29 protein-coding genes are annotated in these 25870 nt (G+C 73.2%); 4 read left to right on the top strand and 25 right to left on the bottom strand.

The window, feature by feature from the left end; translation table 11 throughout:
- The first annotated feature begins 73 nt into the window (after window positions 1-73).
- From J7523_RS00825 to galE, 3 genes are all read left to right on the top strand, one after another.
- A complete protein-coding gene (locus J7523_RS00825) occupies window positions 74-1522 on the top strand; it encodes a sugar transferase (protein ID WP_291881223.1) in 1449 nt (482 codons plus the stop codon).
- Between the two features lie 32 nt (window positions 1523-1554).
- Window positions 1555-1803, top strand: a complete 249-nt coding sequence (locus J7523_RS00820; RefSeq protein WP_291881221.1) for a DUF2530 domain-containing protein — start codon at window positions 1555-1557, stop codon at window positions 1801-1803.
- 71 nt (window positions 1804-1874) lie between these two features.
- The gene (gene galE / locus J7523_RS00815; RefSeq protein WP_291881220.1) at window positions 1875-2888 is read left to right on the top strand and encodes a UDP-glucose 4-epimerase GalE; all 1014 of its coding nucleotides are present in this window, start codon (window positions 1875-1877) and stop codon (window positions 2886-2888) included.
- On the opposite strand, the gene J7523_RS00810 is transcribed toward galE, so the two are convergent.
- From J7523_RS00810 to J7523_RS00690, 25 genes are all read right to left on the bottom strand, one after another.
- Complete coding sequence (locus J7523_RS00810) at window positions 2852-3340, bottom strand: hypothetical protein (protein WP_291881219.1); 489 nt, start codon at window positions 3338-3340, stop codon at window positions 2852-2854. The two genes, galE and J7523_RS00810, sit on opposite strands and share 37 nt — an antisense overlap.
- Window positions 3337-3699, bottom strand: coding sequence for a response regulator (locus J7523_RS00805; protein WP_291881217.1), 363 nt, complete (start codon window positions 3697-3699; stop codon window positions 3337-3339). Before J7523_RS00805 ends, J7523_RS00810 begins: the two co-directional genes overlap by 4 nt.
- A gap of 37 nt (window positions 3700-3736) precedes the next feature.
- Complete coding sequence (locus J7523_RS00800; RefSeq protein WP_291881216.1) at window positions 3737-4204, bottom strand: chemotaxis protein CheX; 468 nt, start codon at window positions 4202-4204, stop codon at window positions 3737-3739.
- A complete protein-coding gene (locus J7523_RS00795) occupies window positions 4201-4584 on the bottom strand; it encodes a response regulator (protein ID WP_291881214.1) in 384 nt (127 codons plus the stop codon). The genes J7523_RS00800 and J7523_RS00795 overlap by 4 nt, the downstream gene beginning before the upstream one ends.
- Entirely contained in the window at window positions 4581-5594 is a 1014-nt protein-coding gene (locus tag J7523_RS00790; RefSeq protein ID WP_291881213.1) for a protein-glutamate O-methyltransferase CheR, read from the bottom strand. The genes J7523_RS00795 and J7523_RS00790 overlap by 4 nt, the downstream gene beginning before the upstream one ends.
- A complete protein-coding gene (gene cheB / locus J7523_RS00785; RefSeq protein WP_291881212.1) occupies window positions 5591-6691 on the bottom strand; it encodes a chemotaxis-specific protein-glutamate methyltransferase CheB in 1101 nt (366 codons plus the stop codon). The genes J7523_RS00790 and cheB overlap by 4 nt, the downstream gene beginning before the upstream one ends.
- Window positions 6688-7062: a substrate-binding domain-containing protein gene (locus tag J7523_RS00780; protein ID WP_291881210.1), complete on the bottom strand. Its 375-nt coding sequence runs from the start codon at window positions 7060-7062 to the stop codon at window positions 6688-6690. Before J7523_RS00780 ends, cheB begins: the two co-directional genes overlap by 4 nt.
- Before the next feature lie 166 nt (window positions 7063-7228).
- Complete coding sequence (locus J7523_RS00775; RefSeq protein ID WP_291881208.1) at window positions 7229-8851, bottom strand: methyl-accepting chemotaxis protein; 1623 nt, start codon at window positions 8849-8851, stop codon at window positions 7229-7231.
- 109 nt (window positions 8852-8960) lie between these two features.
- Window positions 8961-9380, bottom strand: coding sequence for a chemotaxis protein CheW (locus J7523_RS00770; RefSeq protein ID WP_291881206.1), 420 nt, complete (start codon window positions 9378-9380; stop codon window positions 8961-8963).
- A complete protein-coding gene (locus J7523_RS00765; protein ID WP_291881203.1) occupies window positions 9380-11968 on the bottom strand; it encodes a chemotaxis protein CheA in 2589 nt (862 codons plus the stop codon). The genes J7523_RS00770 and J7523_RS00765 overlap by 1 nt, the downstream gene beginning before the upstream one ends.
- 48 nt (window positions 11969-12016) lie before the next feature.
- Window positions 12017-12295, bottom strand: coding sequence for a carbon storage regulator CsrA (gene csrA, locus J7523_RS00760; protein ID WP_291881201.1), 279 nt, complete (start codon window positions 12293-12295; stop codon window positions 12017-12019).
- A gap of 79 nt (window positions 12296-12374) precedes the next feature.
- Entirely contained in the window at window positions 12375-13640 is a 1266-nt protein-coding gene (locus J7523_RS00755; protein ID WP_291881200.1) for a hypothetical protein, read from the bottom strand.
- On the bottom strand, window positions 13618-15675 hold the full coding sequence (gene flhA, locus J7523_RS00750; protein ID WP_291881198.1) for a flagellar biosynthesis protein FlhA: 2058 nt from the start codon (window positions 15673-15675) through the stop codon (window positions 13618-13620). Before flhA ends, J7523_RS00755 begins: the two co-directional genes overlap by 23 nt.
- Complete coding sequence (locus J7523_RS00745) at window positions 15672-16877, bottom strand: EscU/YscU/HrcU family type III secretion system export apparatus switch protein (RefSeq protein WP_291881196.1); 1206 nt, start codon at window positions 16875-16877, stop codon at window positions 15672-15674. The genes flhA and J7523_RS00745 overlap by 4 nt, the downstream gene beginning before the upstream one ends.
- On the bottom strand, window positions 16874-17632 hold the full coding sequence (locus tag J7523_RS00740; RefSeq protein ID WP_291881194.1) for a flagellar biosynthetic protein FliR: 759 nt from the start codon (window positions 17630-17632) through the stop codon (window positions 16874-16876). The genes J7523_RS00745 and J7523_RS00740 overlap by 4 nt, the downstream gene beginning before the upstream one ends.
- A gap of 10 nt (window positions 17633-17642) precedes the next feature.
- Complete coding sequence (fliQ, locus tag J7523_RS00735) at window positions 17643-17915, bottom strand: flagellar biosynthesis protein FliQ (protein ID WP_203757584.1); 273 nt, start codon at window positions 17913-17915, stop codon at window positions 17643-17645.
- 1 nt (window position 17916) lies between these two features.
- A complete protein-coding gene (gene fliP, locus J7523_RS00730; RefSeq protein WP_291881190.1) occupies window positions 17917-18765 on the bottom strand; it encodes a flagellar type III secretion system pore protein FliP in 849 nt (282 codons plus the stop codon).
- A complete protein-coding gene (locus J7523_RS00725) occupies window positions 18762-19217 on the bottom strand; it encodes a flagellar biosynthetic protein FliO (RefSeq protein WP_291881188.1) in 456 nt (151 codons plus the stop codon). Before J7523_RS00725 ends, fliP begins: the two co-directional genes overlap by 4 nt.
- A complete protein-coding gene (gene fliN, locus J7523_RS00720; protein ID WP_291881187.1) occupies window positions 19217-19918 on the bottom strand; it encodes a flagellar motor switch protein FliN in 702 nt (233 codons plus the stop codon). Before fliN ends, J7523_RS00725 begins: the two co-directional genes overlap by 1 nt.
- The gene (locus J7523_RS00715; protein WP_291881186.1) at window positions 19915-20841 is read right to left on the bottom strand and encodes a flagellar motor switch protein FliM; all 927 of its coding nucleotides are present in this window, start codon (window positions 20839-20841) and stop codon (window positions 19915-19917) included. Before J7523_RS00715 ends, fliN begins: the two co-directional genes overlap by 4 nt.
- A 151-nt stretch (window positions 20842-20992) precedes the next feature.
- A complete protein-coding gene (locus J7523_RS00710; RefSeq protein WP_291881185.1) occupies window positions 20993-21505 on the bottom strand; it encodes a flagellar basal body-associated FliL family protein in 513 nt (170 codons plus the stop codon).
- A gap of 2 nt (window positions 21506-21507) precedes the next feature.
- Window positions 21508-22422: a flagellar motor protein MotB gene (locus J7523_RS00705; RefSeq protein WP_291881183.1), complete on the bottom strand. Its 915-nt coding sequence runs from the start codon at window positions 22420-22422 to the stop codon at window positions 21508-21510.
- Window positions 22419-23186, bottom strand: a complete 768-nt coding sequence (locus J7523_RS00700; RefSeq protein WP_291881182.1) for a MotA/TolQ/ExbB proton channel family protein — start codon at window positions 23184-23186, stop codon at window positions 22419-22421. The genes J7523_RS00705 and J7523_RS00700 overlap by 4 nt, the downstream gene beginning before the upstream one ends.
- The gene (locus J7523_RS00695) at window positions 23187-23489 is read right to left on the bottom strand and encodes a flagellar FlbD family protein (RefSeq protein WP_291881181.1); all 303 of its coding nucleotides are present in this window, start codon (window positions 23487-23489) and stop codon (window positions 23187-23189) included.
- Between the two features lie 156 nt (window positions 23490-23645).
- Complete coding sequence (locus tag J7523_RS00690; RefSeq protein ID WP_291881179.1) at window positions 23646-24266, bottom strand: TetR/AcrR family transcriptional regulator; 621 nt, start codon at window positions 24264-24266, stop codon at window positions 23646-23648.
- Window positions 24267-24339: 73 nt separating this feature from the next.
- Here J7523_RS00690 and J7523_RS00685 point away from each other — a divergent pair, with 73 nt between their 5' ends.
- A complete protein-coding gene (locus tag J7523_RS00685; protein WP_291881177.1) occupies window positions 24340-25758 on the top strand; it encodes an MDR family MFS transporter in 1419 nt (472 codons plus the stop codon).
- Window positions 25759-25870 lie beyond the last annotated feature (112 nt).

Genomic DNA, 25870 nt, shown 5'->3' with positions numbered 1-25870 from the left:
GAGGGGCGCGCGGACGGTCCAGGGATGACAACGGTTCGGGGGGCCCGTGGTCGAGATCCAGAGCGTCCAGAGATTGTCCAGCACAGGGCCTTCGGGTGGCGCGGACGCGGGTCGCGCCTGGCTGCCGGGGTACGTGCGGGTGCTGCGCACCGCCGACCTGCTCGCCATCACCGTGGCGGTCGTCGCCGCCTACCTGGTCCGGTTCGGGGCCGACGACCGTGCGGTCGCCGGTGCCCTGTCCCCCACGTACCTCGTCGTCTCCGTCGTCCTCGTGGTCGTCTGGTTCGTCGCGCTCGCGTCCGCGCACGTGTGGGACCGGCGCATCCTCACGCTCGGCGCCGGCGAGTACACCGCGGTGTTCACCGCGACGTGGCGGCTGTTCGCGGTCGTCGCGGTCGTGGCGTACCTCGCCAAGATGGACGTCGGCCGGGCGTTCCTCGCGATCGCGTTCCCGCTGGGGCTCGCGCTGCTGCTGCTCGAGCGCGTCGTGTCGAGGCGGTGGCTGCGGGGCCGGCGCTCCCGCGGCGAGTGCCGGACGCCCGTGCTCGTCGTCGGCCAGCGCGAGCACGCCGAGGGCCTCATCCGCGAGGTCGCGGCAGACACGTCGCGCAGCCTCGGCGTCGTCGGCGTGTGCGTGCCCGGCGGGGCGCCCGAGCGCGGCGAGCAGGTGCTCGGCGTCCCCGTCGTGGGCAACCTCGCGAGCGCTGCGCACGCCGCGGCCGACGTCGGCGCGCAGGCCGTCGCCGTCACGGGGGCCGACGAGCTCACCGCGGCCGTGGTCCGGCAGCTCGGCTGGGACCTCGAGCAGACCGACACCGACCTGCTCGTCGCCGGTGCGCTGACGGACATCGCCGGGCCGCGCATCCATGTGACCCCGGTGGCGGGGCTGCCGCTGATGCAGGTCGACCCGCCCCGGTTCTCCGGCCCCCGGTACGTCGTGAAGTCCGTGGCGGACTGGTGCGGGGCGCTCGTCCTCACCGTGCTGCTCGCCCCGGTGCTGCTCGCCATCGCGGTCGCCGTGATGACGACCAGCCGAGGACCCGTGTTCTACCGGCAGGCCCGCATCGGCCGCTCGGGGACGACGTTCCGCATGCTCAAGTTCCGCACGATGGTCGCGGACGCCGACGCGCACGTCGACGAGGTCATGGCGGACGGCCGGTCGGGGCTCTTCTACAAGCGGCGCGACGACCCGCGGGTCACACGCACGGGCCGGTTCCTGCGCCGGTACTCGCTCGACGAGCTGCCGCAGCTGCTCAACGTGCTGCGCGGCGACATGAGCCTGGTCGGACCGCGACCGCAGGTCGCGAGCGAGGTCGCGCTGTACGACCGGGCCGCGCACCGCCGGCTGCTCGTCAAGCCGGGGCTCACCGGGCTGTGGCAGGTGTCCGGACGCTCCGAGCTCAGCCCCGACGAGTCGATCCGCAAGGACGTCTACTACGTCGAGAACTGGACGCTGTTCGGCGACCTCGTGATCCTGCTGCGCACGGCCCGGGCGGTCGTCGCGGGACAGGGCGCGTACTGAGCGAGCGCTGTCGCGTGGCGTAGCCTCCCAGGGTGCCCCTGCTCCCCCGCGCCACCCGGACCCCGCCCGCGCCCGTGCCGGTCGACCTCGGCCGGGTGATGCTCGTCGGCACCGCAGTGTGGCTCGTCGCGCTCGCCGTGTGCGTGGTGCTCGCCGCCGTCGGGTCGGCGACGTGGATGCCCGTGTGGGTGTGCGTCGCGGGGATCGCCGCCGGCGCGTTCGGGTGGGACTGGGCCCGGCGGCACCGCCCCGCCCCGGCAGAGGCCGACGCAGCAGCCTGACCTTCCACCGATCGGGTCACACCGGTCGAAACCCGTCAGACGAGGACGCCCCAGCCGGTACCGTCCCGCGTGTGAGTGTGCTGGTGACAGGCGGAGCGGGCTACATCGGCGCCCATGTCGTCCGCGTCCTCGCCCGGGCCGGTCACGACGTCGTCGTCGCCGACTCCCTCGTCACCGGACGCGCGTCGCGCATCGGCTCGGCCCCGCTGCTGGAGCTCGACCTGGCGTCCGACTCCGCCGTCGAGCCGCTCACCGGGTTCCTGCGCGAGCACGACGTCGACGCCGTCCTGCACCTCGCCGCGCTCAAGCGGGCCGACGAGTCGCTGGACCAGCCCGCGCGCTACTACGCGCAGAACCTCGGGGCGCTCGTCACCGTGCTGCTCGCGATGCGCGGCGCCGGCGTACGGGACGTCGTGCTGTCGTCGTCCGCGGCCGTGTACGGCGAGCCGACCACCGCCCTGGTCCGCGAGTCGCACGACACGCGGCCCCTCACCCCGTACGGCGCGACCAAGCTCGGCTGCGAGGACCTGCTCGGCTGGTCCGCCGCCGCCGGCGACGTCCGCGCCGTGTCGCTGCGCTACTTCAACGTCGCCGGCGCGGGCTGGCCCGACCTCGGCGACGACGGCACGACGAACCTCGTGTCGATCCTCGTCGACCGCGTGCTGCGTGGGAGACCGCCCGAGATCTACGGCGACGACTACCCGACCGCCGACGGCACCTGCGTGCGCGACTACGTGCACGTGCTCGACCTCGCCGAGGCGCACGTCGCCGCGCTGGAGCGGCTGCGCACGTCCGGCGCGCCGCACGAGGTGTTCAACGTCGGCACCGGCGCCGGGACGTCCGTGCGCGAGGTCGTCGACCAGCTCGAGCAGACCGTCGACCGTCCCCTCGGTGCGGTCGTGCGGCCTCGTCGCAGCGGCGACTCCGCGAGCGTCGTCGGCGCCGTCGACGCGTTCCGGCGGGCCACCGGGTGGCAGGCCCGCCGGACCGTGCGCGACATGCTCGTGTCGGCGCTCGAGGCCCGGCGGGCCGGAGCGCCGACTGACCGTCAGACGACGAGCAGCGAGAACCCGCCCTTGCCGTAGCCCGACACCTCGACGTCGAGGTCGCAGCGCGGCACGAACGCCCCCACCCACTGGGCCACGTCGGCCGGCAGCGGGTGACCCGGCTCGTACACCGCGTCCAGCCGGACGTGCGGCGCACCCTCCGCGTTGAACAGCGACGACATCACGTTGAGCACCTCGCTGGCGTTCTCCAGCAGGTTGTCGGGCAGCCCGCCGTGGTCGGCCGCCTGCTGAGCCAGGCGGACCGGGACCAGGCCGAGGGCGGCGCCGACGTACGCACCGAGCGGGACGTCGAGCAGGATCAGCCCGCTCATCGCCTTGCGGTTGTCCGTGTAGACGCCGACGAGGTTGCCGTCGCCCACGGCGGGGTCCTGCTGCTTGCCCGTCGCCCAGACCTCGACCTCACGGCCGACGAGGTTGTGCAGCAGGTCCTTGACGTCCTTGGGGGTGGCCAGCGGGGTGTCGGCGCTCATGCGAGCACCGGCTCGATGACCTCCCGGAAGGACTCCGGGGTGAAGGGCTTCGAGATGAGGAAGAGCGCCCCGGCCGCCTCGGCGGTCGCACGCATCTCCTCGGAGCTCTCCGACGTGACGAACCCGAACGGGGTCTCGAAACCCTCCGCACGGAGCTGCTGGAGCAGCTCGATGCCGTTCAGGTTCGGCATGTTCCAGTCGGAGAGCACCACGTCGGGCTCGTCGGCACGGACCGCCTCGAGCGCCTCGGCGCCGTCGGCCGCCTCACGGACGTCCCAGTCGTAGCCGGCCTGGCGCAGCGTGCGGATCACGATCTGGCGCATCACGCGGCTGTCGTCGGTCACGAGGACGCGAATCATGCTGAACTCCTTTCCAAGGTGCGTGCCGCGAGGTGCTTCACGGCTGGTCGACGGTCGGGATGGCCCAGATCTCGACGACGAGCGGGCGGCCGCGCCACGCGAGCGCGACACCGTGCATGAGCACCGCGTCGGCCGTGAGGGGCAGCTCGGCGGCGACCTCGGGCAGGCCGAGCTTGCCACCCTCGGGGAGCAGCGCCTTGACGTTGCCGCCGACCACGTTGGCGAGCTCACCGACCGCGTCGGCGAGGTCGGCGTGCGAGACCTCCTCCTCGGCGTCCATCCCGAGCAGCGCCCGGGACAGGTTGTGCGCGGTGGGCGTCTCGGTGCGCAGCGCGGCGCGACCCGACCACGGACCACGCAGGTCCACCCACGCCACGACGGGGTCCTCGAGCACGGGGGGCTCTCCGACCCACGACTCCAGGAACCCGGCTTCACCGTCGATCATCGACGAGAAGATGTCCCGGGCGATGACCAGGACCTGGTCGACCTCGACCTCTGCACTCATGCGAGCTCCTTGACTGAAACGAGTCCGAGCAGCTCGAGCTTGGCCCGGAGCTCCTCTGGGGTGAACGGCTTGATCAGGTACTCGTGCGCCCCTGCCGCAAGGGCGCGCACGATCTGCGACTGCTCGGCCTCGGTGGTCACCATCATCATCGTGATGTTGCGCCACTTGCGTTCCTTGCGGACGGCGGCCACGAGCTCGAGACCGTCCATGACTGGCATGTTCCAGTCGATGCACAGGAGCTCGAAGCGGTCGTCCTCCGTGAGCACGGTGAGCGCCTCCTCTCCGTGCTCGGCCTGCAGGACCTCGAAGCCCTGCCGTTCCAGGATCCCGGCGACGATCCTGCGCATCGTGCGCGAGTCGTCGACGACGAGTGCTCTCATCGGGTCTCTCCTCTGACAGGGGCGGGGGTGGTGCGGATGACCGGGGCGGGCACCCCGGTCGGGACGGGGGCGGGTCTGGCGTGCGGGACGACACCGGCGGGTGCCGTCCGTGGGACTGCCCCGGTGACGGGGCCGCGGGCGGTGGGCAGGACTATGGGGATCGGCGCGGTCCCGGTCAGGCCCCACGCGGGGACCTTGGGGATCGCCCGGTACACGGCACCCCGCTCGAGGGGCACCCGTTCCCAGCCGTCGTCGACGCCGATCGTGGTCTCGGCGGCGCCCAGCACCAGGTACCCGCCGGGCCGGATCGCGGCGAGCACGTGCTCGAGCACCTGGCGCTTGACGGGCAGGTCGAAGTAGATGAGGACGTTGCGCAGGAACACCACGTCGAACTGGCCGCCGAACGCGGGCGGCTCCAGCAGGTTGTGGCGCAGGAACGTGATCTGACGACGGAGCGGCTCGCGGACCCGCCAGCCGTTGCCGTCGGCGTCGAAGTAGCGCACGAGCATCGACGACGGCAGGCCGCGGTTCGTCTCGATGCGCGAGTACTCGCCGGCGGCCGCGCGGTCCAGGACCGCGGCGTTGAGGTCGCTCGCGACGATCTCGACGGCGGTCTCGGGTCCGACGCAGTCGGCGAGCGTCATCGCGATCGAGTACGGCTCCTGGCCCGTCGAGCACGCCGCCGACCACACGCGCAGCCGGGGCAGCGAGCCGTCCGCGCCGCGCAGCGCCGGCACGATGTGCTCGGTGAGCAGCCGGAACGGCGTGCCGTCCCGGAAGAACGACGTCTCGTTCGTGGTGAGCGCCTCGACGACGGCCTGCACGCCCGTGGGCTTCTCCGTGGCGCGCAGCGCACGGACGTACGTGTCGACCTTGTCGTGACCCTCCTGCTTGGCCAGGGGCAGCAGACGGCCCTCGACGAGGTACTCCTTGCCGGTGTCGAGCTGGATGCCGGCGCGGCGCTGCACGAGGTCGGCGACGTAGGCGAACACGTCGGGAGACAGGCTCATCGCGTCGCACCTCCCGCCGTCGCGAGGTCGAGCACCTGCTCCATCGCGGCCGGGATCTCGGCCATCGGCAGCACCTGGTGCGCGAGGCCCGCGGTCGCGACCGCGCCGGGCATCCCCCACACCACGCTCGACGCCTCGTCCTGCACCAGGACGGTGCCGCCCGCCTGCACGACGTCCTCGCAGCCGGTCCGGCCGTCGGCGCCCATGCCCGTGAGCACCACCGCGAGGACCTCGCCGCGCACCGCCCGGACTGCCGAGCGGAACAGCGCGTCGACCGACGGGCGGCAGAAGTTGATCGGGGCCTCGTCCGAGAGGCCCGCGCGCAGCACGCCCGTGTGCGTGTCGACCACGAGGTGATGGTCGCCGGGGGCGACGTACACGTGGCCCGGCAGCAGCTCCTGGTCGGCGACCGCCTCGTGCACGCGCGCCGGACCGAGGCGGTCCAGCCGCGCCGCGAGCTGACGCGTGAACACCGGCGGCATGTGCTGGACGACGAGCACCGGCACCCGCGGCGGCGCCGTGAACGCGCTGAGCAGGCGGGACAGCGCGTCGGGACCGCCCGTCGAGGCACCGACGAGCACGAGCTTGATGCCGTGCGTCGTCGCGTCGTCGCGGACGACGACCTCCGCCCGCTCCGGGCGCTTCGCGCGCGGCACCGGCAGGTCCGACGGCACCTCGACCGCGCTCTCGCGCGGGACGAGCGCGAGGATGCGCGGGACGAGGTCCTTCGCGACCTGCGCGAGCCCCTCCCGCACGCTTCCCATGCCGGTCGGCTTCGTCACGTAGTCGGTCGCGCCCGCCGCGAGGGCGTCGAGCGTCGCCGCCGCGCCGCGCTCCGTGAGCGTGGAGAACATGATGACGGGCATCTGGTGGCCCGAGGCGCGCAGTGCCCGGACGGCGCCGATGCCGTCCAGCTCGGGCATCTCGACGTCCATGGTGACCAGGTCGGGACGCAGCTGCTCGACCTTGGCCTGCGCGAGCCGGCCGTTCGCCGCCCAGCCCACCACGTCGATCCGCGGGTCCGCGGACAGGACGTCGCTGACGATGCGCCGCACCACGACGGAGTCGTCGACCACGAGCACCCGGATCGGCATCATGCGCGTGCCCCGGTCTGTGCGCGCAGGAGCGAGCGGACGGACGCGACGGTCTCCTGCGACCGGCCGTCCCCGTCGTGCTCGACGACGGGGACGTGGGCCAGCTCGGCCATCGCCAGCACCTCGGTGAGCACCGTGCGGTCCACGGCACCCACGACGAGCGCGTCCGCGCCGTCGTCGAGCATCGCACGCACCTGAGCCACCTGAGTCCCGGGGTCGTCCCCCGCGTAGTCCGTCCGGACCCCGAAGCCCGCCGACGTGAGGCGGTGCGTGAGGTCCTCTCCGTCCGCACGGTCGTGCGGTCCGGTACTGCTGGGCAGGGAGATCCCGACGAGCTGCGTGCGGGTGAGCTGAGCCGCAGCCTCCGGCGACATGGCTCCTCCGCCCTGGCGGCCCGCGAACGCAGCCGCCACAGCGACCGCGACCAGCGCCGCGCATGCTCCTCGTCGCGACATCCCTGTCTCCCTCGTGTCCGTCAGGTCGTCCGTGACCTGCGGTGACGTCGTGCCCGGAGGCGCCCGAGGGCGCCCCCGCGCAGGACTAGTACGTGAACGACGCGACGCGTTCGCGCAGGTCGTTCGACATCCGGGCGAGCTCCTGGACGGAGTCGCCCATCTGCGTGAGGACCTGCGAGCTCGTCGCCGCCGCCGTCGCGACGCCCGTGATGTTCGTCGCGATCTCGCCCGAGCCCGTCGCGGCCTCGATGACACCGCGCGACATCTCGTTCGTGGTCGCCGTCTGCTCCTCCACCGCCGAGGCGATGGTGAGCTGGTAGTCGTTGATCGACGCGATGATCGCCCCGATCTCCCCGATGGCGGCGACCGCCCCCGTGGTGTCCTGCTGGATGGCCTCGACCCGGCGGGCGATGTCCTCCGTGGCCTTGGCCGTCTCCGACGCGAGCTCCTTGACCTCGCCGGCGACGACCGCGAAGCCCTTGCCGGCCTCCCCGGCGCGCGCCGCCTCGATGGTCGCGTTGAGCGCGAGCAGGTTCGTCTGCTCCGCGATCGACGTGATGAGCTTGACGACCTTGCCGATCTCCTGGCTCGACGAGCCGAGGCGCGACACCGAGTCGTTCGCGGACGACGCGGCACCCGTCGCGGCCTGGGCGACCTTCGCCGCCTCGGTCGCGTTCTGTGCGATCTCGCGGATGCTCGCCCCCATCTGCTCCGCACCGGCGGCGACCGCCTGCACGTTGCGGGACACCTGCTCGGCGGCCGCGGCGACCACGCCGGCCTGCACCGACGTCTCGTCCGAGCCGGCCGAGACCTGGCTCGACGCGGCGGAGAGCTGCTCCGCGGCGGCGGCCACGTCCTCGGCCGTCTGCACGACGCCCTTGAGGGTCTGCCGGACGCCGCGCTGCGCCTTCGCGAGCGCGTCGGCCATCTGACCCATCTCGTCGCGCGACGTGTTCGGCACGCTCATCGTGAAGTCGCCGATCGCCATGGCGTTCAGCGCGCGGCACACGCCCCACACCGAGTTCCGGATGCCGGCCGACGTCTTGAAGCCCATGAACAGGGACACGAGCAGACCGGCGACGAGCATGCCGGCGAGGACCAGGCCCGCCTGCGTCGAACGGGCCGTCGCGGCGTCCGCGACCTTGGCCACGCTCGCGTTCGTCTCGCCCTGCAGCTTCTCGATGTCCGCGTTGACGAGGTCGATGACCGGCTGGCTCAGCGTCTTGACGTTGACGTTGTACGCGGTCGTGTCGTCGTCGAGCGCAGGCGGCAGGAGCGACTTGTCGCGGATCGAGAGCCACTGCTCGTAGTCCGTGACGAACGCCTTGAACGTCTCCGACTTCCCGGCGTCCGTCTTGGCGTACGCGGCCATCGACTCCGCCATGGCCGCGTCGTTCTCGGTCTGCTTGTTGATCCACTGCTGCTCGAGCGACTTGTTGTCGATCGCGGCGATCTGGGCGACGATCAGGCGCGCGTAGAGCTGGCCCGTGTCGATGTCGTTGCGCACGCTCGACACGTGGCTCTGGATCTCGGCCAGGTCCCGCGCGTCCTGCGACGCCCGGTTCAGCGACACGTACGCAAATGCGCCGGAGCCGGCGGCGACGACCGCCATGAGCCCGAGCAGCGCCAGGATCTTGGTCTGGACGCCCAGGTTCGCGAAGAAGGCGAACCGGCGTCCGCCGCCGCTCTCGCGGGAGGTCTTGCTCATCGTTGGGCTCCTCGGTAGGGACTGGTCGTCGCCGTCGACGTACAGATCGGTCGGCGCGACGCAGGTGTGAGAGATCGCGGCAGGCTGTCCCGCCGGCGGTCGGGGTCGGTCACGCGGCCGACGCGGCCTCGTCGACGTCGAGGACCAGCAGCAGCCGGTCGTCGAGCGTGCACGCGGCGCGGATGAGGCTGCGCAGGTCGGGGTCGAGCGTGTCCGGCGGGCTCTCGACGCGGTCCGCGGACACGTCGACGACGTCGCCGATCTCGTCGACCAGCAGGCTCACGGGCTCGCCCGCGACCTGGACGACGACCATCATCGGGTCGGCGTCCTCACCGAGCTGGGGCAGCCCCAGGCGGGGACGCAGGTCGACCGTGAGGACGACCTGGCCGCGCAGGTTGACGAGGCCCGCGATGCCCGTCGGGGCGAGCGGCACGCGCGTGCGCTCGTGCCCCCGCAGGGCTTCCTGAACCCGCAGGACGTCGACGCCGTAGAGGCCGTCCGCCACGGTGAACGTCACGTACCGGGCCATCAGGCCACCTCCCGCTCGTCGTCGATCGCGTCGTCGTAGAACTGGTCGTCGGCGGCGAGCACGGCGGCGCGCACGTCGAGCAGCTCGGTGACCCGGCCGTTGATGACCGTCGAGCCGATGAGGCCGCGGTCGTCGATCTCGGAGTGCAGGTCCGTCTGGTCCTCGACGATGTCGACGATCTCCGCGACCACGAGCCCGACGCTGCGCTGGCCGCGCGTGTAGACGACGAGGAGCATCTCGTCGGCCGCCTCCGTGCGGGCGCCCAGCAGCCGGTCGAGCCGCGCGAGCGGCAGGATCGTGCCGCGGTACTGGATGACCTCGCGGCCGCCCACCATCTCGACCTCCGCGGACTGCACGTGCTCCAGACGCGCGACCGACGCGAGCGGCATCGCGACGCGGCGGTCGTCGCCGATCTCCGCGACCAGCAGCTTGTCGGCCTCGACCTGCTCGGCTGCCGCCGCCTGGGCGGCGCTGAGCAGCGAGCCGCTCTGGCCGCGCTCGACCTCGAGCAGCGTGCGGCGCGCGACCGCCTGGATGTCGAGGATGAGCGCGACACCGCCGTCGCCGAGCACCGTGGTGCCCGAGTAGATGCCGATGGGCTTGAGCTGCGACGCGAGCGGCGTCACCACGATCTCCTCGGTGGTGAGCACACGGTCGACGAGCAGCCCGAAGCGGTTGTCGTCCGCGCCCACGACGACGATGACGCCGTCGGCCTTCTCCAGCGCCTCGCCCCGGCCCAGACCGAGCACCTCGGACAGCGACACGAGCTGCAGCAGCTCGCCGCGCAGCCGGTACACCGGTGCGGTCTGCACGTACTCGATGGCCGACTCCGAACGGGCCGAGTCGAGCGCGACGAGCTCGAGCACGTGCACCTGCGGCACCGCGTACACGTCGCCCTCGACCTCGACGGTCAGCGCCGGGAGGATCGCGAGCGTCAGCGGGATCCGCAGCCGCCACACCGTGCCGACGCCGATGGTCGACTCGACGTCGACCGTGCCGCCGATCGCCTCGACGCGCGTGCGGACCACGTCCATGCCGACACCGCGGCCGGACACGTTCGTCACGGCCTCCGCCGTCGAGAAGCCCGGCAGGAACAGCAGGTTGAGCAGGTCGCCCGTGCTCATGCCGTTGACCTGCTCCTGCGTGCGGAGCCCCTTCGAGACGGCCTTCGCGGCGACCTTCGCCGGGTCGATGCCCGCGCCGTCGTCCCGCACCTCGACGACCACCTGGCCGCCCGCGTGCGACGCGCGCAGCTCCAGCAGGCCCTGCGACGGCTTGCCGGCCGCGACGCGTGTCGCGGGCGACTCGATGCCGTGGTCCACCGCGTTGCGGACCAGGTGCGTCAGCGGGTCCTTGACCGCCTCGAGCAGGCCGCGGTCGAGCTCGGTGTCACCACCGGTCAGCTCGAGGCGGACCTCGCGCCCGCACGCCGCCGCGAGGTCGCGCACGACGCGCGGCATCTTCGACCACACGTGCTCGATCGGCTGCATGCGCGTGCGCATGACGCCGTCCTGCAGCTCCGAGGCGATGAGGTTGATCTGCTGCGCCGACCGGGCCAGGTCCGCGTCCTGCGCGGCACCCGCGAGGCGGCTGAGCCGGTTGCGGGCCAGGACGAGCTCGCCGACCTGGCGCATGAGCTGGTCGAGCAGGTCGACGTCCACGCGGATCGAGGACTCCGCCGCGGTGCGCAGCTGGCCGACCTCCTCGAGCGGAGTCGGCGACAGCTCCTTGACCGGCACGTACTCGGCGACCGGCTCCAGCGCGGCCGCGGCCGCGGTGGCGAGCGCCTGCGCGGCCGCCGTGGCGAGCGCGGCGTCGAGGTCGGTCGCCGCCGCGGGTGCCTCGGGGGCAGCGGTGTCCGTGGGTGCGGTGGGCCACGGGACGTTGACCGAGAACGGTGTGTCGGCGGGGACGGGAGCGGGCACCGGAGCGGGCACCGGGGCGGGTGCTGCGGCCGGGACGGGTGCGGGCGGCTCGGCCGTCGCGGAGACCGGCGGTGAGGTGCGCTTGGCGATCTTCGCGCGCGGCGTCTTCGCGGCCTTCGGCTTCGGCGCGGGCTTCGCCTCGGGGGCCGGCGCGGGCTCGGCGGCAGCCACGGGCTCGATGACCGCCGGCACGGCGGGCGCGGGCGGTGCCTCGGCCACGGGTGCCGGCGCGACCTCGGCGGCGGGGACCTCGCGGGGGTGCGGGACCTCGGTGGCCCGGCCCTCCTGCACGGCGACGATGGCGGAGATCGCGCCGTCGACGTCGACACCGCCCTCCGTCCCGTCGCGCTCGATCACCGCGAGCAGCGCCCGGACCGTGTCGACCATGCGCAGCAGCACGTCCGTCGTCGCGTGGTCCATCGTCCGCTTGCCGTCACGCAGCTCGACGAGCAGGTTCTCACCCACGTGCGTGAGCCGCTCGAGGTTGCCGAACGCGAGGAAGCCGCTGGTTCCCTTGATGGTGTGGATCGTCCTGAAGACGCTGCTCAGCAGGTCCCGGGCCCCCGGGGTCTCCTCCAGCGCCACGAGGTCGCGGTCCAGCTGGTCGAGGTTCTCGTGACTCTCGACCAGGAACTCACGGACGATCTCGTCGATGTCCTCCACGCATGCCTCCCCGCCGAAGGGCGAGCGGCACACCTTCGGTACCCCACCTCATCGGTCGGGTGCGGCCTCCGTTGAGGGGTCGGTGGCGGGCTGTGCAGGAGGTGCCGGGACGAGCTTGCGCAGGGCCGCGACGGTGCTGTCGTCAGCGGAGACGGCGTCGGCATTCGCGGCCGTCACCGCGTCGAGGACCTCCGCCCGGTGCACGCGCACGTGCCGCGGGGCGTCGATGCCCAGCTTCACGCCGTCGCTGCGGACCTCGATGACGGTGACGACGATGTCGTCACCGATCACGAGGCGCTCCCCGACGCGTCTGCTGAGCACGAGCATGCCGCGACACTACCCCGGGGGTCCGTGGACCTCCCGCGCGGCGCGCGCCCGACGACCGGGTGGACCTCGCCGCGCCCCGTCAGTCCCAGCGGGCGTGGTCGCCGAGGGCCTGGCTGAGGGCAGCCGCCCACGCGACGGTCGTCGCCGGGACGCCGTCGATCCACGCGACCGGGATGCCCAGGGCCAGGGCGGCGCCGGGCTCGGCGGTGTCGAGCAGGCCGCGCATCGCGACGGCGTCGACGGAGGACGTGACCGACCGGATCCAGCGGCGCGCGTCGGCCGTTCGGGTGCGCGCGTCCACGACGGCCCACACCTGGTCGGGCGCGCACGCGCGGACGAGCGCGGCGGCCGCGGCGCGGTCCTCGGCCTCGGGGCCGACCGCGAGCGCGACGACCCACGGGTGGTCGGCGCTCGTCGCGCCCGCACGCCAGGCGGTGACCTGCTCGGCGCTGACCATCCGGGCGCCCGTGCGCGCCCGGCCCGACGTGCGCGGGCGCGAGCCGCCGGCGGGGCGGACGGCGTCCGGGGCGAGCCGGAGGCGTTCGGCGAGCAGGGCGGCGACGGCGTCGGCGTCGTCGTCCGCACCGATGACGACGAGCACCGAGCCCGGTGCACGCGGCACGGGCGGGGCGGCGGGGACGTCGGCGAGCAGGCTCGACAGCGTCACGCGTCCGCCGGTCAGGAGGCTGCGCGGGACGCCGATGTCGGCGAGGGCGTCGTGCAGGTCGGCGTCGGGCGCGTCGTCGTGCGCGGCACCGGTCGGAGCGCCGGTCTGAGCACCGGCCGGGGCGGCGGTCGGGACGGCGGGCACCGCGGCGAGCGGCTCGAACGGGACGGGCTCCGGCTCCGGCTCGGGGTCCGGGACGGCCGCCCGGGACACGAGCGCGGCGACGGCGTCGGCCGACACGGCCGGCATCGCGGTACCTGCGGTCGCGACGAGCGCGGCGCGCTCCTCGCCCTCGGGCAGGTCCGGGACGTCGCCGTCGACGAGCCCGCTGACCTTCTCCAGGACCGCGGCGAACTCCGACCGGGCCGCCAGCCGTCCGGCCGGCATCGCCGACAGGCCGCGCGCGTCGTCGAGGCCCTGGTCCGCGTCGTCGGCCGCCGCGACCAGCGCCTCGATCCCCCCGGCGGGCACGGCCCGCAGCGCGGCGCGCGGCCGGACGACGGGCTCCGGCGGCACGTCGACCGTGATCTCGTACTTCTCGCGTGCGAAGAACCCGCCGATCCCGCCCGAGCGGATGCGCTCGGCGCGCACGACGCGGGCCGTCGGACCGAGCTCGGAGCGGACGTGCGCCATGAGCTCGGCGAGGTCGGACCCCTCAAGCAGCAATCGCGTGGTCACCGCGCACCACCCCCACGGTCTCGACGGAGACACCCGCGCCGGTCACCTCGGCGTAGGAGAGCACGGGCAGGCGCGGCAGGCCGAGCGCGACGAGCCGGTGCAGGGCGGGACGGATCGCGGGCGCGCACACCAGCACGACCGCGCGGCCGTCGGCCTCGGCGGTCGCGACGGCGCTGCGGAGCTGGCCGAGCATGGTCTCCAGACGGTTCGGGTCGACGAGCAGGTGGGTGCCCTGGTCGCCGGGACGCAGCGACTCGACGAGCGACTGCTCGAGCGCCGGGTCAAGGGTGAGGACACGCAGGACGCCCTCCTGGACGTAGGTGGCCGCGAGCGCCGGGCCGAGCGCGGCACGGGCCGCCTCGACGAGCCCCTCCGGCTCGGTCGACACCCGCGCGCGCAGCGCGAGCGCCTCGTAGATGCGGCCGAGGTCGCGGATCGGGACCTCCTCGGCGAGCAGCCCCTGCAGCACGCGCTGGACCTCGCCGAGGCTGAGCAGCGACGGCACGAGCTCCTCGACGACGGACGGGTTGACGCGCTTGACCGACTCGGTGAGCACCCGGACGTCCTCGCGGCCGAGCAGGCGCGCGGCGTTCTGCGTGATGAGCGCGCCGAGGTGGGTGATGAGCACGGACACGCGGTCGACGACGGTCGCCCCGGACATCTCGGCGGCGTGCCGCAGCTCGGCGGGCACCCACTTGCCGGGCAGGCCGAACACGGGCTCGTGCACCGCTGTGCCGGGCAGCGCGGACAGGTCGTCGCCGAGCGCGAGCATCCGGCCGCCGGGCGCCTCGCCGCGGCCGACCTCGACGCCGGCGATCTTCACGACGTAGGTGGACCGCGGCAGGTCCACGCTGTCGCGGGTCCGCACGGGCGGGACGACGATGCCGAGCTCGAGGGCCGTCTTGCGCCGCAGGCCGCGGACGCGCGCGAGCAGGTCGGCGTCGGGCCCGGAGCCCACGAGGTCGACGAGGTCGGGTGCCAGCAGGATCTCCAGGGTGTGCACGCGCATCTGCTCGATGAGCTGCTCGGGGGTGTCGGCGGGCGGCGCGGTCGGGGACGGCAGCGCGGCCTTCTCGGCGGCGGCCGCCTCCTTGGCCTGCGAGGCCTTGACGCGCTGCGCGGCGAAGATCAGCGCGCAGCCGACCAGCATGAACGGGAGCTTCGGCATGCCCGGCAGCAGGGCGAGTGCGATCGCGCCGCCGCCCGCGATGAGCATGGCCGTGCGGGACTGGCCGAGCTGCTTGGCGGCGGCCGTGCCCATGTCTCCCTCGGCGGTCGCCCGGGTGACGACGATGCCGGTGGACACCGAGAGCAGCAGCGCGGGGATCTGCGTGACGAGGCCGTCGCCGATCGTCAGCAGGCTGAACCGCTGCAGCGCGTCGCCCGCCGACATGCCCATCTGGACCATGCCGATGACGAAGCCGCCGACGAGGTTGATGACCGTGATGACGATGCCGGCGATCGCGTCGCCCTTGACGAACTTCGAGCCACCGTCCATCGCGCCGTAGAAGTCGGCCTCGGCGGCGACGTCCGCGCGACGCTTCCGGGCGGTGTCCTCGTCGATGAGGCCGCTGTTGAGGTCGGCGTCGATGGCCATCTGCTTGCCGGGCATCGCGTCGAGCGTGAACCGCGCCCCGACCTCGGCGACACGGCCCGCACCGTTCGTGATGACCGCGAACTGGATGACCACGAGGATCAGGAAGATCACGAGCCCGATGACGAGCGAGCCGCCCACCACGAAGTGGCCGAACGCGTCGATGACCTGGCCCGCGTAGCCGTCGCGCAGCACGAGCCGGGTGGACGCGACGTTGAGCCCGAGCCGGAACAGCGTGAACACGAGGATGAGCGACGGGAAGACCGAGAAGTCGAGCGGCCGCTTCACGTACATCGTGGTGAGCAGGATGACGAGCGACGCGGTGATGTTCACGGCGATGAGCACGTCGAGCAGCGGCGCGGGCAGCGGCACCACGAGCAGCAGGACGATGCCCACGACGCCCGCGGGGACGGCCATGGGGGCGATGGACCGGGGCTTCATCGGGTGGTCTCCTGCGGGGTGGTGGCGGACGCGTCGGCAGCGGTGCCGGCGGCCGGACGGGGCTGGGGCCGGCGCGCGGCGCGCGCCACGGCCCTGTGGTCGGTGGTGTCGTCGGCGGGCAGCGTCGACCCGCCGGGTGCGCGGTGCTGACCGGCGGCCATGCCGCGACGGCGCAGCGACATGACGAACGCGAGCACGCGCGCGACGGCCGTGAACAGGTGCGACGGCACCTCCTGGCCGAGCTCGCACGCGGCGTGCAGCGCACGGGCCAGCGGCACGTCCTCGACCATCGGCACGCGGTGCTCGGACGCCTCGGCGCGGATGCGTGCGGCGACGGCGCCGGCGCCCTTCGCGACGACGCGCGGCGCACCGGTGCCGGGCTCGTAGCGCAGCGCGACGGCGACGTGCGTGGGGTTGACGAGCACGACGTCGGCGTTCGCGACCTCGGCCATCATCCGGTTGCGGCTCATCGAGAGCTGCTTGGCCCGGATCGCGCCCTTGAGCATCGGGTCCCCCTCGGTCCGCTTGTGCTCTTCCTTGACCTCGCGCAGCGTCATGCGGGTCTGCTTGCGGTTGCGCCGCGCGACGACGACGACGTCCATGACGGCCAGCAGCACGCCCGCGCCGATGCCGAGCCGCAGCAGGTTCGCGGTGCCGGACGACGCGGTGCCGAGCAGGTGCGACAGCGGCAGGCTGCCCGAGGCCATGAGCGTCGGGACGAGCGCCTGCACCGCCGTCAGCAGGACGAGCGCGACGACCGCCGTCTTGAGCACGGTCTTCGCGGCCTGCCACCACGCCTGCATGCCCACCAGCCGCTTGACCGCGCCGCCGAGCTTGAGGTGGTCGACGTGCAGCGTGAGCTTGCGCGGCCGGTAGCCGCCCTGGGCCATGCCGACGGCGAGCGTGACGCCGACGAGCACGACGAACAGCGGCGCGAGCGTGGTGAGCACCGAGCCGAGCGCGTCACCGAGCACCTGCACGGCACCCTCGGGCGTCGGGTCGTGCGCGACGGCGCGCACCTCGGCGAGCTGGTCGAGCGCGGCCGCCTTGCCGCGGGTCAGCACCATCGGGAGCATCACCGCCGCCGCCGCGAGGCCCACCCACGCGGACAGGTCCTGCGACCGGCCGAGCTTGCCCTTGCGGTGGATGTCCCGCATCCGCTGCGGGGTGGCCTTGTGCGTCCTCTCCTGCCCGTCGCTCATGGCAGCACCCCCAGCAGCTGCTCGACGGACCGCCCGGTCAGCGCGTGCACGACACCGGGCAGCGCCAGGAACGCGAACGAGCCGAACGCGAGCGTGAGCAGGATCTTCAGCGGGAACCCGAGCGCGAACGCGTTGAGCGCGGGCGCGACGCGCGTCAGCAGGCCCAGCCCGACGTCGGCGAGGAACAGCACGACGACGAGCGGGCCCGCGATCTGCAGCGCGGCGACCATCATCTGCGTGAGGCCCGTGGTGAGCGTCTCCGCGAGCGGGCCCGGCTCCATGAGCACGCCGAGCGGCAGCGCGTCGAACGTGCGGACCAGCCCCGCGAGCACCACCTGGTAGCCGTCGCTCACGAACAGCAGCACGAGGGCCGTCATCTGGTAGAGCCGCGCGAACTGCGCGCCGCTCGTCATGCTCATCGGGTCGTACGCCGCGGCCATCTGGAAGCCGCCGAACATGTCGATGAGCCCGCCCGCGGACTGCACGGCCGAGAACACCAGGTACACGAGGAACCCGAGCCCCGCGCCGATGACGGCCTGCCCGGCGAGCGCCCCGACGAACAGCCCCGTGGTGTCGGACGGCAGCGGCTCGAGGCGCGGCCCGACGGCGAGCGCGAGGCCCAGCGCGAGCATGACCTTGACGGTCGCCGGCACGGACCGGGCCGCGAACGGCGGTGCGATCGCGAGGAACGCGGCCATCCGCACGCCCGCGAGCATCGTCGTCTCCACGAGGGAGACGGGCAGCGACAGCGCCATCGGGTCCACGTCAGCCCCCGACGAGCGTCGGTATGCGCTCGAACAGGTCGTGCGTGAACGTCACGAGCTCCGAGATCATCCAGTGCCCCGAGACGACGAGCGCGATCGCGACCGCGATGGCCTTCGGCACGAAGCTGAGCGTGACCTCCTGGATCTGCGTCACCGACTGCACGAGCGAGACGGCGAACCCGACCACGAGGGCCGTGACGAGGATCGGGGCGGCGAGCTTGGCGGCGAGCACGAGCGCGTCGACGCCGACGTCGAGGACCGCGTTGGTGTCCATGTCAGCCGCTCCCCGTGTAGGAGCCGACCAACGACGTGACGACCAGACCCCACCCGTCCACCAGCACGAACAGCAGCAGCTTGAACGGCAGGGAGATCATCACGGGCGGCAGCATCATCATGCCCATCGACATCAACGACGCCGACACCACGAGGTCGATCACGAGGAACGGCACGAAGATGACGAACCCCATGATGAACGCGGACCGCAGCTCGCTGAGCAGGAACGCGGGCACGAGCGTCGCGAACGACACGTCGTCGTGCGTCTCGGGGTTCTCCTGGTGCGCGGCACGCGTCAGCAGCGCGAGGTCCTGCTCGCGCGTGTGGTCGAGCATGAACTCGCGCAGCGGGGTGCCGCCGTCCTCGACGGCCTGGGAGAACGTCACCTCGCCCTTGAGGTAGGGCTGGATGCCGTCGCTGTTCACCTGGCTCACCGTGGGGGCCATGACGAACAGGCTGAGGAACAGCGCGAGCCCGGCGAGCACCTGGTTCGGCGGCACGCCCTGCAGGCCGAGCGCGTTCCGGGTGAACGACAGGACGACGAAGATCTTGGTGAAGCTCGTCGTCATGAGCAGCAGCGCCGGCGCGACGGACAGCAGCGTGATGCCGAGCAGCACCACGATCGAGCTCGACGGGGTGCCGTTGACGCCGTTGACGGCGACGGAGACGGTGTCTCCCGTGGCGGGCGCGGTGGGGGCCGTCGGGTCCGTGGGCGCGGCGGACGCGGCCGCGGCGCTCGTGACCAGCCCGACCGTCACGAGGGCCACGACGAGCAGCACGCGCCGGACGAGCGACGAGCGCAGCAGGCTGTGGAGCGCCGGGACCCGGCGCTCGCGGGCGGCGGCCGTCACCGCCGCACGGTCCTGTCCTGCAGCGCGCGCACGGCCTGCTTCCACGTGGCCGGCGACAGCACCGACCCCTGCAGGGGCGCGGGGCGCAGGCTGTCCGCGAGGCCCGCGGGCAGGTCGCCCGTGCGGGGCTGCGGCACGCTCGGCTTGGCCGGGGCCTTGGGCGCCTTCGGCACGACGGGGCTCGGCTGGACCTCGGCCACGGGCGCGAGCTCGGTCAGCAGCGTGACCTGCTGCTCGCCGTAGCCGACGAGGATCCGCCGCGCGCCGACGGCCACGACCGCGACACCGGAGTGGCGGCCGACCGACTGCCGCCCGACCACCTGGAGGCTGGCCTCACGCGACGCGCCCGCCGACCGTCCCTGACCGCCCCAGCGTCGCCCCACGTACCAGATGAGGGCGATCACGCAGGCCAGGGACAGCAGGACGCGCAGCGTCAGCATGAGACCGTTCATCAGCCGATCTGCTCCCCGCCGGCGACGATCTCGGTGACGCGGATGCCGTACACCTCGTCGACCACGACGACCTCGCCGCGCGCGACGAGCCGGCCGTTGACCATGACGTCCGCGGGGCTGCCGGCGGTGCGGTCGAGCTCGAGCACCGCGCCGGGCGCGAGCTCGAGGACCTGGCGGACGGGCAGCCGCGTGCGGCCGATCTCCGCCGTGAGCGTCATCTCGACGTCGTAGAGCATGCGCAGGTTCGCGCGCGGCGTCGGCACCTGCGACGTCGTCGGCGTCGTCACCTTCGCGCCCCGCACACGCACCGCGAACCAGGCCGCGGCGACGTCACCGGCCATGAGCGCGTACACCTCGGTGTCCTCCGCGAGGACCTTCGCGACGGGCTCCGGGCGGACCGTCTCGAGCACCCCGGCGCCGAGCGCGCGCGACGCGGCCTCGAGCGCGGGGCGCAGCGCGTCGACCGGTGCGAGGGGCGTGCCGGCCTCGACCGCGGCCGACACCGCGTCCGCGACCGCGCCGTCCGCCACGACCGCGAGCTCGGCGCTCGGCGACCCGACGAACGAGGCGACCATCGCGGTCGAGTCGGCCGGCACGTCGGCGAACGACGCGGGGACCGCGACGAGCGGCACGCTCGACGGGACGAGCGCGGCGGCGGCGTCGGCAGCGGCCTTCCCGAGGGTGGTGGTGGCGATGGTCATGCGGGGATCTCCTCGACGGTGACGACCTGGCAGGCGAGCCGGGACCCGTGGCTGCCGGCGGCGGCACGGGCGAGCACGACCCCGTCGACGACGACGTCCAGCGGCTCGGTCGACGGGTGGGACAGCGGGAGCACGTCGCCGACGGCGAGGTGCACGACGTCGCGCGGGTGCACGACGACGGGGGCGAACCGCACGGCGACGTCCACCGGGACGTCCTGCACGGACCGCTCCAGGTCGGAGTGCGCGAGCGCGGCGACGCGCTGCTCCTCCTCCGACCGGGTGTTGGCGCCCTCGTTCGCGCGCAGGGCGCCGAGGAGCAGGTCGGACGGGACCATGAACGACATGGCCTCCTCGCGCTCCCCCACGCGCAGCGAGAACGTCGCGACCAGCACGGTCTCCTGCGCGGCGACCGCCTGCACGAACTGCGGGTTGTACTGCACGCCGCGCACCGACAGCGCGAACGCCGTCACGCCGGCGAAGGCGTACTCGAGGTCGCCCAGTGCGTGCGCCAGCAGGTCCTTGACCAGGGTCCACTCGATCTCGGTGAGCTCACGGCCCTCGCGGTCGTCGCCGCGGCCGTCGCCGCCGAACAGGTAGTCGATCCACACGAGCATCGCGCCCACGGGCATCTGCAGGACTGCGGTCTGCTTGTTCTGGTCGATCGTGCACAGCACCATCGCGGTCGGCGTGGGCAGCCCGCCGACGTACTCGTCGTACGTGCGCAGCGTGATGTCGTCGAACGTCACCTGGCTGACGACCCGCAGGCGCGCGGTGAGCTGGGTGCCGAACTGGCGGGCGACACGCTGGAAGGCCATCTCGAGATGGCGTGCGTGCTCGCGGGAGAGGGTGAGGGGGCGCCGGAAGTCGTACGGCTCCGGCTCGGTGCTGCGGGTGCGCCGCGAGGTCCCCTGGTGCGTGGTCACGAACCGCCTATCGGCGGGTGCACGACGGATGTGAGCCATCCGAGTGACGAGAATCTCCGCACCGACCCGTCCTGGGTCGGCTTCCCTCGAGAAGGGGGCGAAGCGATGCGGCGCCCTCCGTGGCGCCCCGGTTCGCCGGCGTCGTGCCGGCCTACTGCGTGACGAAGTTCGTCAGGTAGACGTCCATCACCTCGCCGTCGTACTGGTCGGTGAGCTGCTTGACCAGCTCGGCCTTGAGCGACGCCCGCGTCGCGGGGTCGGAGATCTCGGCGACCGTGCGCCCCGAGTAGAGGCTGATCGCGATGTCGAGCGCGCGGGCCGTGTCCGGGGTCTCGACGGTCTCCTTGGTGAGCTGCAGCCCGAACCCGATCCGCAGGTAGTGGCCGTCGGCCAGGTTGAGGCTCACGGGGTCGACCGTGACGACCGCACCCGGCTCCGGCGCCTTCGGGATCTCCGGGCCGGTGCTGCGGAACAGGAACCAGTACGCGGCACCGCCGGCCAGCAGCACGACGGCGACCACGGCGATCAGCACCGGGCGGCGCATCTTGAGCTTGCGCTTCTTCGCCGGCTCCGGCTCCGGGGTCGGGTGCGGCACCGACGACGCGCCGCCGCCGATCTTGGCCCCGATCTTCGGGCCCGAGATGACTCGCTGCTCGATGGGCATGTCTACGCTCCTGCCGTCAGCGCGGGGATGAGGGCGCGCACCGCCTCGGGTGCGCTGCTGAGGATGACGAGGTCGACGCGACGGTTCGCCGCGAGCGCCTCGGGCGACCCGTCCGTCATGAGCGGGCGCGTGTCGCCGAAGCCCACCGCCATGATCCGGTTGCCGGGCATGCCGTCCGCCTCGACGAGGTGCCGCAGCACCTGCGTCGCCCGGTCCGACGACAGCTCCCAGTTGGTCGGGTAGCGGCCGGACACCGGGATGTTGTTCGCGTGCCCTTCGACGGACACGTTCTCGCCGAGCCCGACCATCACCGGGGCGGCGACGTCGAGCACGCGCATCGCGGTCGCGGTCAGCTCCGCGCGGGCCGGCGCGAAGAACACGTCGTCCGCGACGAGGCCCATGACGAGCCCCCGCTCGTCGATGCGGAACCGCACGACGCCGTCGAGCCCGTTCGCCGCGAGCGACGCCGCGATGGCGTCCCGGATCTGCTGCAGGTGCGCGGCCTCCGCCTGCGCCGCCGCGAGCACCGCCGGGTCCACCGTCGAGGCGGGGGTCTGCGTCTGCGGCACCATCGGGTCGGCCGCCTGCATGCCCAGGCCGTTCTCGGCGTTCACCATGCCCGCGGTGCCCGCCGCGGGGGTGTCCTCCTGGTGCACGCTGCGCCCGTCGAGGTTGCCGGACGTGCCGTCGAGCACCGACGGCGACGTCGTGGTGTCGAGGAACCCGGCCGACAACGAGTCGCGCAGCGCGATGTACTTCTCCTGGTCGACCTGGCTGATCGCGAACAGCACGATGAACAGCGCCATGAGCACGGTGATCATGTCGGAGTAGCTGATCAGCCACCGCTCGTGGTTGACGTGGTCCTCCTCGACGTGACGGCGGCGTCGACCGCCGCGCCCGCCGCCGAGCGTGCTCACGCCGCGGCCTTCGCCGCCGGCTGGTCGGCCAGCAGGCTGCGCAGACGCTCGCCGACCAGACGCGGGTTGGCGCCCGCCTGCACCGCGAGCAGACCCTCGAGGGTCATCTCCATCTGCGTGCACTCGAGGTCCGAGATGCGACGGATGCGGGTCGCCAGCGGCAGCCACACGGTGTTGGCCGACAGGATGCCCCACAGGGTCGCCACGAACGCGGCGGCGATGGAGTGGCCCAGCTCGGCCGGCGCCGACAGGTTCTCGAGCACGTGCACGAGCGAGATGACGGTGCCGATGATGCCGATGGTCGGCGCGTAGCCGCCCATGTCCTGGAAGTACTTGGCGTACATGCGCTCCCGGGTCCGCTTCGTCGCGATGCGGTCCTCGAGGATCGTGCGCAGGTCGTCCGGGTCGGTGCCGTCGATCGCGGCCTGCAGGCCGCCGCGCAGGAACATGTCGGGGATGTTCCGGGCCGCGTCCTCGAGCGCGAGGAGACCCTCGCGCCGGGCGCGGTCCGCGAGGTCGATGAGCGTGTCGACGGTGTGCGACGGGTCAGGCACGGAGGCGCGCAGCGCCCGCGGGACGGCCGCGAACGCGCCCTTGACGTCGCGCAGCGTGTGCCCCGCGAGGCCGACGCCGAGCGTGCCACCCCACACCAGCAGCAGCGGGGCGGGCAGGAGGATCGCCATCGGGTTCGTGCCCTCGATGGTCATCGCGCCGAAGATCGCCGCAAAGGCGACGCCCAGTCCGATCAGTCCAGCCGGGTCCATTCAGATGCTCCTCGGTCGGATCGGCACGGCGGGGGCGAGCGGCGCGGCGGCCTGCTCGTCGGACTCCTCAGGCAGGTCCGGCACCAGCTCCATGTGCGGCGACGCCTGGATCTCGCGCGCCCGGGCCAGGATCGACGCGCGGTGCTCGTTGATCCGGTCGATGACCTCGTCCATCGACTCGACGACGATGTACTTGGTCCCGTCGATGAGCGTGAGGATCGTGTCCGGCGCGCTGTCGATGCGCTGGACCAGGTCGGGGTTCACCCCGATCTGTCCTCCGTTGAGGCGCGTCACGACAATCACGGCTTACCGTCCCTGGTCACCTGGTTCCTGCGTGCGGCTTCTCCCGCCGGGCCCGTCCGTGGGCCCTTCGAGTCTCTGATCGGCCGCCGCGGCGCGGCGATGAGGGAAACGGGCGGTCGGGAACGCGTGTGCGCGTCTGACCTGCGGCGACGGACGTCAGCCGGCCGGCCGCGCCGCCGTGACGCCGAGGAGCGGCAGGTAGAGGTCGTCCACGATCTCCACGAGGACGTCGTCGGGCACGCGACCGAGCCGCATGAGCACCTCGTGCCGGAACAGGTCGAAGGCCAGCGTGCGGCGGCGGGGTGTCAGGCCCTCGCCGCTGAGCTCGCCGCGCGCGACGGCCCGGTCGAGGATGACGTCGACCGACGTGGCCCGTCCGCCGATCGAGGACTCGCGGAACTCGGCGGGACTGGTGCCCGTCTCCCGGAAGTAGCCGGCGAGGTGCGCGGTGAGCAGGGCCGTGGCGTCGACGCGCTTGTCGTTGGCCTCCCGCAGCAGGCCGAGGATGTCGTCGCGCAGGTTGCCGGTGTCGGGGACGTCCATGCGCTCCTGCCACAGCGTGTGCGCGGCTGCGGCCCGGACGAGGTCGGCCTTGCTCGCCCAGCGGCGTGAGATGACCGGACGGCTGGTGCCCGCGCGCTGCGCGACGCCCTCGAGCGTGAACGCGCCGTAGCCCCGCTCGACGAGCTCGGCCCAGGCGGCCTCGAGCAGCGCCTCTTCGAGCGCGGCACCGCGGCGGCGCTTCCGGCCGTCGTCGTCGGGATCGTCTAGATGCACTTGCGCATCTTAACTGCTGCGGCGTACCGTCGGCGATAAGAAGCAGCCCCGCATCTTATTCAGGAGCGCACCCATGTCCCAGAGGCTGGCGACCGACGAGCGCGCGTCCGCCGCGATCGACCCCGAGCTCAAGCGCCTCGCGACGGCGATCATCGTCGGGGCGATCGCGGTGATCCTCGACACCACGATCGTCAGCGTCGGCCTGCACGAGCTCGGCACGTCGCTGCACGCGAGCGTCTCGACGATCCAGTGGGTCAGCACCGCGTACCTGCTCGCGATGTTCGTGACGATCCCGCTGTCCGGCTGGGCGCAGGGGCGGCTCGGCAGCAAGCGGCTCTGGATCGTCGGGCTGTCCGTGTTCCTGCTCGGCTCGGCGCTGTGCGCCGCCGCGTGGGACGCGACCAGCCTCGTCGCCTTCCGCGCGATCCAGGGCGTCGGCGGCGGCGTGCTCATGCCGCTGATGACGACGATCCTCATGCAGGCCGCGCGCGGCCGGAACCTCGGCCGGCTCATGGCGACCGTCAGCCTGCCCGCCGCGCTCGGCCCGATCCTCGGCCCGGTGGTCGGCGGCCTGATCCTGCACCAGCTCTCGTGGCCGTGGCTGTTCCTCGTCAACCTGCCGCTCGGCGCGGTCGGGCTCGTGCTCGCGGTGCGGCTCATCCCCCGCGACCTCCCCGGGCGGCGGGTCCCGCTCGACGTGGTCGGCGTGCTGCTCGTGTCGCCCGGCATCGTCGGCGTGATCTTCGGCCTGACGCAGGTCGGCGTGCTCGGCGGGTTCGGGCACTCGCGCGTCGTCGTCCCGCTCGTCGCGGGCCTCGGGCTGCTCGCCGCGTTCGCCGTCTGGGCGCTGCGCCGCGGCGACCGGGCCCTCATCGACGTCCGGCTGCTGCGGCACCGCGCGCTCGGCACGTCGACCGTGCTGCTGTTCCTCACGGGCGTCGCCCTGTACGGCGCGATGCTGCTGCTCCCCCTGTACTGGCAGCAGGTCCGCGGCGAGGACGCGCTCGGCGCCGGCCTGCTGCTCGTGCCGCAGGGCATCGGCGCGCTCGCGTCGCGCACCCTGTCCGGGCGGCTCACCGACGCGATCGGCGGCCGGTGGGTCGCCGTCGGCGGGTTCGCGGTCCTCGCGCTCGCGACCGTGCCGTTCGCACTGTCGACCGAGCACACCAGCACGTGGGTGCTCATGACGACGCTGCTCGTGCGCGGGTTCGGGCTGGGGGCGGTGCTCATCCCGCTCATGACCGGGGCGTTCGTCGGGCTCGAGCACGACGAGGTGCCGCACGCCAGCATCATCACGCGCGTCGCGCAGCAGGTCGGCGGCTCGTTCGGCACCGCCGTGCTGGCCGTGATCCTCGTGAGCGCGGCGGCCGGTGCGACCTCGCTGACGGCACTGGCAGCTGCGTTCGACACGGCCTTCTGGTGGGCGACCGCGTTCACCGTAGTCGCCGCCGGCCTGTCGCTTCTGCTCCCCTCGGGCCGTCGGTCGGCCTGATCCGCGGCCGCGGGACGGGACGCGCACCTACCTCCCGATGGGCGCAGTCCCTGGAAGCCGCGCTCGCCCTCGACGACCCGCGGGTGCTGGCCGTGGTGCGCCGATAGTGTCC

The organism is Cellulomonas sp., assembly GCF_017744555.1.
Taxonomy (GTDB): Bacteria; Actinomycetota; Actinomycetes; order Actinomycetales; family Cellulomonadaceae; genus Cellulomonas.
Note: the sequence above shows the minus strand (reverse complement) of the source record. Positions and strands in the feature narration are given on the sequence as shown.